The organism is Nostoc sp. T09, assembly GCF_002154695.1.
Lineage (GTDB): Bacteria > Cyanobacteriota > Cyanobacteriia > Cyanobacteriales > Nostocaceae > Aulosira.
Genome location: NZ_MTAV01000038.1, coordinates 41,631 through 52,667 on the forward strand (window position 1 = coordinate 41,631; position 11,037 = coordinate 52,667).

The 11,037-nt window shown below is 41.6% G+C and carries 9 protein-coding genes and 1 other RNA gene; 3 read left to right on the plus strand and 7 right to left on the minus strand.

Annotated features, from left to right (window positions below; genetic code table 11):
- Positions 1-11: 11 nt before the first annotated feature.
- The 4 genes from BV372_RS10025 to BV372_RS10040 all read right to left on the minus strand — a co-directional run bounded on the left by BV372_RS10025 (position 12) and on the right by BV372_RS10040 (position 3,417).
- Positions 12-1,253 (minus strand): pitrilysin family protein, encoded by a 1,242-nt coding sequence (locus tag BV372_RS10025; RefSeq protein ID WP_086686357.1) that lies wholly within the window; start codon positions 1,251-1,253, stop codon positions 12-14.
- Between the two features lie 273 nt (positions 1,254-1,526).
- A non-coding RNA gene (gene ssrS, locus BV372_RS10030) (6S RNA) lies at positions 1,527-1,709 on the minus strand.
- 59 nt (positions 1,710-1,768) lie between these two features.
- Positions 1,769-2,932, minus strand: coding sequence for a 5-(carboxyamino)imidazole ribonucleotide synthase (locus tag BV372_RS10035; RefSeq protein ID WP_086686359.1), 1,164 nt, complete (start codon positions 2,930-2,932; stop codon positions 1,769-1,771).
- On the minus strand, positions 2,929-3,417 hold the full coding sequence (locus tag BV372_RS10040; RefSeq protein ID WP_086686361.1) for a pentapeptide repeat-containing protein: 489 nt from the start codon (positions 3,415-3,417) through the stop codon (positions 2,929-2,931). Before BV372_RS10040 ends, BV372_RS10035 begins: the two co-directional genes overlap by 4 nt.
- A gap of 725 nt (positions 3,418-4,142) precedes the next feature.
- On the opposite strand from BV372_RS10040, the gene BV372_RS10045 reads away from it, so the two are divergent.
- Both BV372_RS10045 and BV372_RS10050 read left to right on the plus strand, forming a co-directional pair.
- A complete protein-coding gene (locus BV372_RS10045) occupies positions 4,143-4,466 on the plus strand; it encodes a hypothetical protein (RefSeq protein WP_179198038.1) in 324 nt (107 codons plus the stop codon).
- 538 nt (positions 4,467-5,004) lie between these two features.
- On the plus strand, positions 5,005-6,603 hold the full coding sequence (locus tag BV372_RS10050; protein WP_086686364.1) for an alkaline phosphatase: 1,599 nt from the start codon (positions 5,005-5,007) through the stop codon (positions 6,601-6,603).
- Between the two features lie 100 nt (positions 6,604-6,703).
- Here the strand turns inward: BV372_RS10050 and BV372_RS10055 are convergent, their stop codons facing one another.
- The 3 genes from BV372_RS10055 to BV372_RS10065 form a co-directional block, all read right to left on the minus strand.
- Positions 6,704-8,617 carry a GTPase family protein gene (locus BV372_RS10055; protein ID WP_086686365.1) on the minus strand — a complete coding sequence of 638 codons (1,914 nt, stop codon included), beginning with the start codon at positions 8,615-8,617 and terminating at the stop codon, positions 6,704-6,706.
- A 264-nt stretch (positions 8,618-8,881) separates the two neighbouring features.
- Positions 8,882-9,286 carry an alr0857 family protein gene (locus tag BV372_RS10060; RefSeq protein WP_306298963.1) on the minus strand — a complete coding sequence of 135 codons (405 nt, stop codon included), beginning with the start codon at positions 9,284-9,286 and terminating at the stop codon, positions 8,882-8,884.
- A gap of 146 nt (positions 9,287-9,432) precedes the next feature.
- Positions 9,433-10,140 (minus strand): DUF6714 family protein, encoded by a 708-nt coding sequence (locus tag BV372_RS10065; protein ID WP_086686367.1) that lies wholly within the window; start codon positions 10,138-10,140, stop codon positions 9,433-9,435.
- A gap of 621 nt (positions 10,141-10,761) precedes the next feature.
- On the opposite strand from BV372_RS10065, the gene BV372_RS37495 reads away from it, so the two are divergent.
- A complete protein-coding gene (locus tag BV372_RS37495) occupies positions 10,762-10,926 on the plus strand; it encodes a PhoD-like phosphatase N-terminal domain-containing protein (RefSeq protein WP_256973146.1) in 165 nt (54 codons plus the stop codon).
- The last annotated feature ends 111 nt before the right edge of the window (positions 10,927-11,037 follow it).

Here is an 11,037-nt window from a genome sequence, read left to right on the forward strand (position 1 = left end):
ATGACCAATGACTAACAGGGTTTAAGGATAGTAACAGCGTAATTTTGGGGTGAAAGATACTGTTTAGCTAATTGTTGCAGTTCTTGGGCATCAAAAGATAAAACTTGTTGAGGATATGTAACTGCTAATTCTGCTTGGGCGATCGTATTGTAGTAGCCATAAAGCCCAGTGAGTTGATTTGGCGTCTCTGTGGAAAAAGCATACTCATTACATAGCAGCCTGCGCGTGCGGGCAAGTTCCTGCGGGCTGATTGGTGTATTCTGCAAATCTTCCAAGTGAGCGCGAATCAAAAACTCAACTTTCTCTAGATTTTCTGGTTCAACCCAAGCCGTAATCGTAAATAAACTCGATTCCCGTTGTAAGGCAAAATTGCTACAAATACCTTGTACTAATTGCCGTTCTTCCCGCAAATCACGCACTAAGCGTGAGGTTCTTCCTTCCGCTAGTAACACCGAGAGCAAATCTAAACCATAGGCAGTACGGAGTTGTTCTACTCCTGGTGCTAGCCATGCCATCAGCAACCGCCCTTGCTCTAATCTTGGTAAATGCAGTTCTTGACGGTGAATTCCTTGGATAACTGGCTCTTGGCTTTTTTGTGACAGAGGACAATCAAAGCGTTCGGCAAAATTTCCAAATGAGCAATTTACCAAATCGAAGGCTGAGTGTTGATTAATTCCCCCGACAATTACCACCGTCATATTTTCTGGTTGGTAATGGGCACGGTGAAAACAGCGCATAGCCTCTGGGGAGTGCTGCATGAGTTCTTGCTCTGTACCCAGCACTGAACGTCCGTAAGGGTGATCCTGATAAACGCTCTGAATTAGAGACTGAAATCCTAACCAATCTGGGTCGTCATGATAAGAGCGAATTTCCTCTAGCACCACATCCCGTTCGCGGCTAAATTCATCCTCTGGAATTGCTGCATTCAGCAACAGATCCCCTAAATGCGGTAAAGTCTCTTGCAGGTAAGGAGCAGCTGTGGTGAGGGAATAATGGGCATAATCATAGCTTGTAGCTGCATTACTCACTCCACCTTTATTTTCGATGTTATAATCAAAGACCCCAGGCGCTAATGTCGCTGTACCTTTAAAGATCATGTGTTCTAAAAAGTGAGCCATACCAAACCAAGGTTCTGGCTCTAGGGTCGCTCCAGCACGCACCCAAACATCAGCCACAACTACAGGTGTAGTTGGAATCTCTTGATGAATGAACGTTAAACCATTGTCTAGATGGAAAACCGAGGCTGGGAACACGGAATCAATAAGTTGTTGTTTTGACAATTTTTTGTAGCTTTAACCACAATTTAACGTAATTTTGCAATATTAACTCTGAAGAGTAGCTAATTCAGAATCAATTTATACAGATTTGGTTTTGATGGACGGCTATTGCTGATTCTTCATATAATTTGCGATTTGATGTGTGGATGATGAAATCTTGACGGTGAAGTTATTTAAAAAATTTATCTTTCTATATTAAATAATTAAAGCTCCCAAAGTTGAACTTAACTTTAGGAGCTAAAAATTTTTGAGTTCACCGCGACGCCGTTTTACCTAAGTTTATGACCTGGTTAAACCAGGTGGGTATCTAAATCTCTCGTTTAAAGTTTCCGGGTACTTGCCCGGTCTACTGCCACGAGAACTCTTGATTCCCTTTTCTTTAAAGACATAGATCAAAAAACTTGATGGCAGTCACCAACGTCGTAGTGCAACTAACTCATTATAGCCTTCAAAACTTGTTGTGTGCTCAATATAAAAATTTTCTAGCAAATTCAACCGGGATACCAGATAGATTCTATGGTACGAGCGATCGCAATTGCCGCATCTCGATTTTGGCTATCGAGTAAAACGGTGACGTGTCCTAGCTTACGCCCAGGGCGGGATTCTGTCTTGCCGTACCAGTGGATGTATGATTGGGGAATTTCTGCTATTTGTTGGCGTTTGCTTTGATAGTCGCTTTGAGAATTTTCGTAACCGAGAAGGTTAACCATCACAGCACTAGGAGTCTTGAAAGCAAGATTACCCAAAGGTAAACCACAAACTGCTCTTAGGTGCTGTTCAAACTGGGAGGTTTCGCAAGCGTCTAGGGAAAAGTGTCCAGAATTGTGGGTACGGGGGGCAATTTCATTGACTAAGACTCTACCATCTGTGGTCAGAAATAGCTCAATGCCAAAAACACCCACCACGTCTAGATTATTTAATAAAGTGTGTGCGATCGCGTCTATTTCTACCGCGTGATTGACTGTAATCTCTGCTGGTGCAATCACTCGTCGGCACACCTGTTGTTCTTGTTGAGTTTCGACAACTGGGTATGTAACTACCTCTCCATCCACAGAACGAGCTGCAATTACCGCCAACTCTCTTTCAAATGGTACAAATTCCTCTATTAAAAATAGTGGTTGATTGACAGTTTTTTGTGTACTAAAGCCAGCTAGCTTTTGTTGTAAACTAGCCCAATCCTTAACGATAAAAGTACCTTGGCCATCATAACCGTGGCGTCGGGCTTTGAGGACTACAGGAAAACCCAAATGTTCGATTTTAGATTGCAGTTCTTCCGGTTGGACAGTATTATCTAGCGCAAAAAAATGAGGAACTGGTAATCCCAATTCTTGTAAATAGCAACGCTGGTGATATTTATCTAACAGGGGAGCCAAAGCAGCTAATCTGGGGCGAAAACAAACACCTTGATTTTCTAAGACAGATAAAGCTTCTAAGTTGACAAACTCGTTTTCAAAGGTGATGACATCACATTTTTTGGCTAAAACCTCTGTAGCAGCAGCGTCATCAACGGGCGCAAAAACTGTTTCCTGAGCAATACTTACTGCTGGATCTTGGCTACTGGGAGTTTGTACTATTAATTCCAAGCCTAACTTCTTTGCCCCATCCCCCATCATCCAGGCCAGTTGCCCGCCACCAATTATACCAACACGCTTCATTGACATCCTAAAGAATCACGAGTTTGCACACCAGTCTTGGAATTGACACCGCTGGCTTTGTCGCACAGTTCTTTGATTTGGGCCTTATCCAAAACGGCATCAGTGAAATCTGCACTGCTGATGTTCACATTAGTAAAAATTGCACGTAATAAAAGGGTTTCTTTTAAAACAGCATCGCTTAAATCAGATCCAGTTAAATTTACCTGATCTACCATTGCATTGGTTAAGTCTGCTCCGTGCAAATTTGCTTGTGTCATCACCGAAGCACTCAAAACTGCTCCCCGCAAATCCGCACCTGCAAAGTTAACCAGTTCTAAATTGGCATTAGAAAACTCTGCTGCTTGTAAACTTTGTCCCGAAAAATCACGTCTTGTTAACTCTGCATTGCTAAATGACAGCGGATGAGTCCAATCTGCCAGTGCAGGGGAAGCAATGAAAAATACAATCATCCCCAAAATTAATGCCAACCCTTGCCGCCAAAACATATCCGCTAGCTCATTTGGTGTCTAGTCACTGAGTTGAAAGAGTGCTGAGTGCTGAGTAAAAAATATTAGCCTTTTGTCCCTGCTCTCTAGTCTCTGTTTCATACGCAGTGGTATACGCAGTTCATGCTTACTGCCTTTTAGCTTATCGCATTTCGACAAGAGTCATCTAGGCATAGCCAAGGAGACTAAAATATCTGACTACAAAATTGAATGGAGAGAGATTAACTAGCGCTCGCTTAATCTTTCGTTACAATCTTTAGGCATCACTAAAATACACCATTCAGCAGATAACTAAAATATTAAAATATTGCTTTAGTAACCGTTTTAAAATTATCGGGTTGAGATAATCGCTCACCTACAAGCAATCACCGATTTATTATTTACAATTCTTGACTTAAGAAATAGATTTTTAGAATATATATTTTTTTTTATAACTATTTTAGATTTCAGCAACCACCTATAGAGCTATTTACAATAGTTTACTTATTTAGCTCCTGGTTAAGATTATTGTATTTTGATTTAACCAGCCTCAATCGGCTGTTAGTCTTGTAATTAAGCTAAGCATTGTTTGAGTGTATTTATATATAAGTCGTAAATGCTTATAAAGCTTTGTTTATGTGGAGAGTCAGCCTTAAGTTTATAGCAGTTAGATAACTGCTGTTGATTCTTCTAGGTATTTATATTCACAGAACTACACAAATTCAACAAGTTACACTAGCAACCCGATGATGAATCATTACGCTATCGAATGGATTGAGGCATGGTGCCTAGAAAATGGCTGGACAGATTTATTTGTCGAGCGGCGCAATAACTACTGGGCTTTTCCTCCAGGCGGTGTAATGCCTGAACCAATTCCAATGCACGTGCTCAGATTGATTAAAGCTGAAAAAGGGCTAACTGTTGAAGAAAGATTTTGGTCTATGTCAGCAATAATTGGCACAATAATAGCTGTAATATCTACGGTCTTCTTTAAGTGCCCTATGCCATTAGTATTAGCTTTTGCTTTTAATGCGATTACCGTGGCCCAATTTGAACTTGAAGATGCCTAGATTTTTACTCGGGGTATCACTAATCATCAAGCATAATAACTTTAAAACTGCTCTTGACTCAACATTCAGCAAGAGCAGTTTCTAATTTAATAGATAGCAAATAAGCAGATAGAGAAAATTGATTATCAAAAATCTGGATTAAAAGTTAATAGGGAATAGTAAGGAACTTCCAACCAAAAAAATGCCCTATCGCCTTGGAAACAAGGGAAGAAGAATCTGATAGGTGTATTAGATGCAAGAATTGAATAATTTATTTTTTGGAAAGCTCTAACATATTAAAGCCGTTATTTAGCATGAATTGCTAATATAGAAAAGTTAAGTTAAAATTAACTCTTCCTTTGTACAGAATTAATGTCTACCCAGTAATTTTGGTCAAGCAAAGTAATATCTGACACATTAAAATTAGCAGGAAATCAGGTTGTTAAAGCCTGATTTAGCAAGGGTTTCTTTGATAGGATTTGCCTATCATTGCCCTGTTTTTATGGTGTCATATGTTTCTCTGCTTTCATTAGACCTATTTATTCAGGGATAAAGGAAGATGGTAAAGTACGAGAACTTTGAGCGGTTGCTACACAATCCCATCAAGCGACGCAACCTGATCATTGGGGCAGGAGCATTTACTGGTTTAGCGATCACTAGCCAATTTTCTCATCAACGTGCGATCGCCACAGGCAGATTTTCTGATTATCCTTTTAAATTGGGTGTGGCATCAGGCGATCCTGATGACACCAGCGTAGTTTTATGGACTCGTCTAGCGCCCGAACCGTTAAATGGAGGTGGAATGCGAGCTGTGAATGTGCCAATTCGCTGGGAAGTAGCAACCGACCCCAACATGAAGCGGATTTTGTCCAGAGGTACAGAACTGGCAACGCCAGAATTGGCTCACTCAGTTCGGGTAGTAGTTGAAGGACTCTCACCTGATACTTGGTACTGGTATCGGTTTATTGTAGGCAACGAAGCTAGTCCAATTGGCCGAACTCGTACTGCTCCAAAATTAGGTAGCAACTCAAATAGATTGAAGTTCGCACTAGCAAACTGCCAAAACTATCAACAGGGATACTATACTGCCTACAAATACATGGCTCAGGATGACCTTGACTTGGTAGTCCATGTTGGTGACTACATCTATGAGGGAGGAATCAGCCCTCTCAGTCCTACCATTCCCAGACAACATAATAGTTCAGAAATTCTGACCTTGGAAGATTACCGCAACCGTCACGCCCTCTATAAACTAGACACCAATCTCCAAGCTGCTCATGCAGCCTTTCCTTGGATTGTGACTTGGGATGACCACGAGGTTGAAAATAACTACGCCAACTTCATCTCAGAAGTTGATAACGAACCAGATCGAGATCCAGCAATTTTTCTACAACGGCGAGCAATTGCTTATCAGGTTTACTACGAACATATGCCACTGCGTCCCTTCTCGCGCCCAGTAGGCTCTGATATGCAACTTTATCGGCGATTGAATTTTGGTAATCTAGCAACATTCCATGTTTTAGATACTCGTCAATATCGTACCGATCAACCCTGTGACGATGGTACTAAAGAACGTTGTCCAGCAAATCTTGATCCACAAGCTACTATTACCGGCAAAGCTCAAGAGGATTGGTTATACGACGGTTTAGATAAGTCAGCCGCTACATGGAATATTCTGGCTCAACAGGTGATAGTTGCTCAAATCGACAGAACAGCAGGCGAAGGCAGCACTTACAGTATGGATAAGTGGGATGGGTATGTAGCTTCCCGCGATCGCCTGATGCGTTTCTTAGAACAGCGCAAACCATCTAATCCAGTAGTTTTAACAGGTGATGTCCATAACAATTGGGCAATGGATTTAAAGGCTAACTTTAATGACCCAAACTCCGCTACAGTTGGCAGTGAATTCGTTGGTACCTCAATTAGCTCTGGTGGTAATGGCTCAGACTCAAGCCCTGCTGTTGAAGCTTACCTACCAGAAAATCCCCATATTAAGTTCTTCAATAATCAACGCGGCTATGTCCGCTGTTCCCTAACTCCCACCACCTGGAAGTCGGACTACCTGGTGCTATCAAACGTCACAACTCCATTTGGTACAATTAGCAACCGTGCTTCATTCATAGTTGAAAACGGCCGCCCGGGAGTACAGCGCATTTAACTAGCTGCCTTGATTTTGGATTGTAGAGACTTTCTATGCAATGTTTCTACAATCCAACAAGTTGTTGCAGGAATCTCAATACGACTGATTAAACACTGAATCACGCCTGCTGTAAATAGTAATTAAAGCGCTCTTGGAGTTGTTCAATTGTGAGGTTTTGAGTCCAGTATTCAACTAAAGCATGACCAAAAGCCCAAGCGTTGCGATCGCTTGGGGTAGTATTTTCCAACAACAAGGGCCAGAGGGCTAGCAAATCAAAGTTGGGTTTGCTAGAGTCACCTGTATTTAATAAAGAAAAAAGCTCATAAGCCATTTGCAGCTTACCAATCACAACCGGCAACTGTTCCACGGGAATTTTTTCTGCTAGCAGATATGCCAGAGTAGGAGAGCCGGTTGATATGGTGGAAATAAACTGAAGGACGGGACTTTTGAGCAGTGATGTCAGTCCTTGAGTTGTCGCCATTTGGAAGGTGTAGTTGTCGATAATTTTCGCAGCCGCAACAGTACGGGCTTCCAGGTTACGTAAAAAACGAGCTAGGCGGAGTTGTTTAGCAGGCGCGATCGCATCTACTAATCCTAAAGATAAAGTTTCTATTCCCCAAGCAGATCGATGAGTTTTGCTATCAGCTGTTACTACAGGCAAAACTAACTTAGAAAAATCGCCTAACAATTGCACCCGATACTGTGTCGCTTCCCGAATCGAGATTTCCTTCGGGCGATCGCCCCATTCCCAGTTATAGGGAGGTTGCCATTCGCGGATAGGACGCAGACGATCTACTTGGGTAACTATAGTAATTACAGGCAGATCTTTAACTTCCGCCTTCATATCTTTGAGAAAGTCTACATCCATTTGCAGCGCCGGATCGAGCGCAGGTGTGACTAACAATAGTAAATCTGTTTTTGTGGCATAGTCTAAAACTAGTTCTCGAAAATCAGCACGGTTGACTTGCTCATAACCTGGAGTATCCCAAAGTGTCAGGCTTTCTTTACTGGAAGCCTGCCATTGGTAACTTTGAATTTGATCGGTACTAGGCAAAACATCAACCGCTGCTAGTTCTGACTGAAATAAAGTGTTAATTAAACTGCTTTTTCCCGAACCTGTGCGCCCTACAAGCAGAATATTCACCGGTTTTTGAGCAACTGCTGCCGCCGGTTCTGCTTGGGCTAAGATGTCTCGTAGGGTTTGGGTTTTAACTTTAGGTAGCGTCGGAGTTGGGGAAGAAAATTCAGCAGTTGGTAAAGTACTACCACTATAAAGAGCGATCGCTTGTCGGCACAAATTCCGCAAAGCAGCTTCCCGCAGCATTTGGCTTAAATTTATCAGCAATTCCTGATTAGCTTGGCTGGTGTAGCGTTGACTAGCTTTTTTTGCCACAGCCGCCGCCGGATTTAATAGCCATTGTGCCCAGTTCCAAGCTTTAAATAGTTTCCGAGCGGATGGTTCCAGTTTCCGGTAGACTTTGTATGCTTGGTAAGCTTGTCCAACTGTCACCTGATTGAGGGCTGGTGATAGCTTTTGTATCCATTGATCCAAGTCATCTACTGTTCCCCGGATTAACCCGTAGGCTTGGGTAACGTAAATATTTAATAGAGGATATTTAACCTCAGGATGGTAGATTTGAGCGATCGCCACAACCAGATTTTGACATCGCGTCCAGAAAGTTGCCCAATCTTCCCAAATCGGGCGATCGTTTTGTGCTGCTTGCAAAACTTCATTTAAGACTGTTTGGGCTTGAGTAGTAGCGTCATTTCCTGTTGGTAATTGGTTACTATCTCCAACTGATGCCAATTCTTCGCTGACTTGTGCTAATGCTGCTTCTAGTTGCTCTACCTCTGGTCGAGTCCATTTAACCAGCAACCAACGCCAGCCAACAAATATCAGCGTGAACACAGCCCAAATCCAATTAATCTTCCATGCATGGATCTGAGAACCTGCGGCTACCAGTAAAAAAGTGATGATAAAAGCGATCGGTGTTGCTAGTACAACCCATTGCCAAAGTTTTAAACGCACCATTACCCCATACCTACCTGGATTAGACTTTTTATGCAACCTGCAAAAATCCTTCTATAAGAAGTCTATCTTCTCCAATCGGGACAGGATGTTAGTGTTCATGAAGCGATCGCCAGCACAAATGAAGAGAGCGATCGCTATTTGAATTTTAAATTTTTTGGGGTGCTGTTCGGGGAAAGGCGGCACGACTAGCTAGGACGAGTTTACAATTCGGTTTCGGAAGTCACACCAGAGTCCCGCGAACAGCAAGACTGAGTTACTGAATAATCAAACGTAACATAATTGTTCTGTTTGTGAGAGTTGCTGAAGCAATAACTCCGCAGATTTGCTCAGTGAAGTGACGAAAATACCTGTTTCACTGTCTTGATGAGAAGTTATCCAAGTACCTTTGAGAATAACTTCCGTATTAGAAGCATCACAAGGGTAGATTTCTAAAATATTTTCTTGCTTTAGTTTTTCTAAATTTGCCAGACGGGATAATTCAGTAGGTAAAACAAAAGCAGCGTTACTAGATTCGATGTAAATATTAGTTGCAGAATGCAGAGCTAGTACAACTCTTTGATTTACCCAATCTACCAAAGATTCTTCCAGATATTCTAAGCTAAAGCTATTTTCGGTGTAGGTAAGTTTTAACATATTGGCTGAGCGATATTTAATTTTTAGTTGTTTCATCTATATGTTGAGAATATTTCAGGGAATTTCCCCTAAGCCAACAAAGTGTCAGAAAGTGGAAAAGCTTGTAAAATCTGGCTTAGACAGTAAGGGAAGTTATGAAACTTGGGGGAATCCCCGAACTTTGTTTAGCTGAATAGATGCATTTAATAATCGCTATAGGTAGCCATAAAGTCTAAAAACTCTTTTACTACCTGCAATTGGGCTTCGTTGACTAACCGCAAATGCTCACGATAATAACCATCAGAGTCAGTGAGAACAAAGACTGTATAGGTTGTGCAGCCTAAATTTGGAGACTGATAATGTTTTAACGCCCAAACCATGTAAGCGGGAATATAGTAGCGAAAGCCTTTAGGATCGAAGAACGGAAAAACATCACAAAACTCTGCAATCCACTGTTCGGGGACATCCTGCCATTTGCGATCGCAATCTATTTGACGACCAATCTTTTGCGCCTCTTCCATACTATGCCAGTCATCAAGCGCCCTGGCTGCGTGTAGCGAAATGCCATCTTCACGCTTGACACCATCAAAAGCAGCAGTAATCTTCTCAATAAGAGTTACACTGGCTTGTTTGCCTAAAGTCTCGATAGTTTGCCAATTAGGAACTCGTACATCATCAGTATTAGGACGACGTACATAGCCCAGCCATTCTTGCTCGCAAGCACCAAAAGCAATAAAGTTAAGTTGAGCTTGGCGTAAAGATACATGATTAGATCCGCCCCAGCCATACTCTGATTCATTATCATCATCTTCCCAAAAGCAAATTGGACAGATGAGGTACGTACCTGGTGGCTTTTCAGTTAGAGTCATGTAGCCACAACAAAGACAAGGATAAATTCGTTCACTGTCCATGTTTCTGTTGAGTTAGATTAATTAATTTTGGAGTTATAGCCCGAATCAACTCTGGCTATAAATTTAGAGTACTCTTACAAATTTCCCCTGAGCCAATAATATGTAAATCATCGAAAACGCTTGTAAAATCTGGCTCATATAGTTAAGGGAATTTGTTAAGCTTGGGGAATCCCCGAACTTTGTTTAACTGAATTAATCATATTATCTTAACTTTTTGCTAACAAAATATTTACTATTAATATTTTAAGACTATGGTAAGTTCTGCTATGTAATAAATACTTTCTTCTATTACCTACTTGTTAGAAAAATCTTTGTGTGTATAGAACAAAAGGTCTATCAAAGTAGAACTTATTTATTATTCAATAGCCACAAAGTTGCAGAAATACACAAAAAACTCTGCTTGTTATTTTGTTTTGGTGGTTCGTTGTAGAGCGATTCACTAATTCTTTTTAGCTTCAATAAAACTCATAAACTTTATGCAATCCCAACCTCCAGTTAAGTTCAACCGTCGCCAGTTTTTGCTCAGTTCCGCCCTCACAGGTGGCAGCATAATAGCTAGCAATCTGTTATCACAATCAAGAGTTTTCGCCCAAGCTACCTGCTATCATTACATCGGAAAAAATGCGTCCTGGCATACCCTATGGCATAGCCTGCGGGGATATCAGCAATGATAGCGCCCTGATTTGGAGTCGAAGCGATCGCCCTGCACGCATGATTGTAGAATACTCTACCAACGAATCTTTCCAACGTGGGCAGCGTGTTTTTGGGGCAAATACTTTAGAATAACGTCAGTTCGGGTTAATGTTTGGGCGCTTAACCCCCAGAGTTTGCAGGGCCGTTTCATTCGTAATGGTATGTATTTTGTCAATATGAATGGCGATAAATATCAGGGCAAAA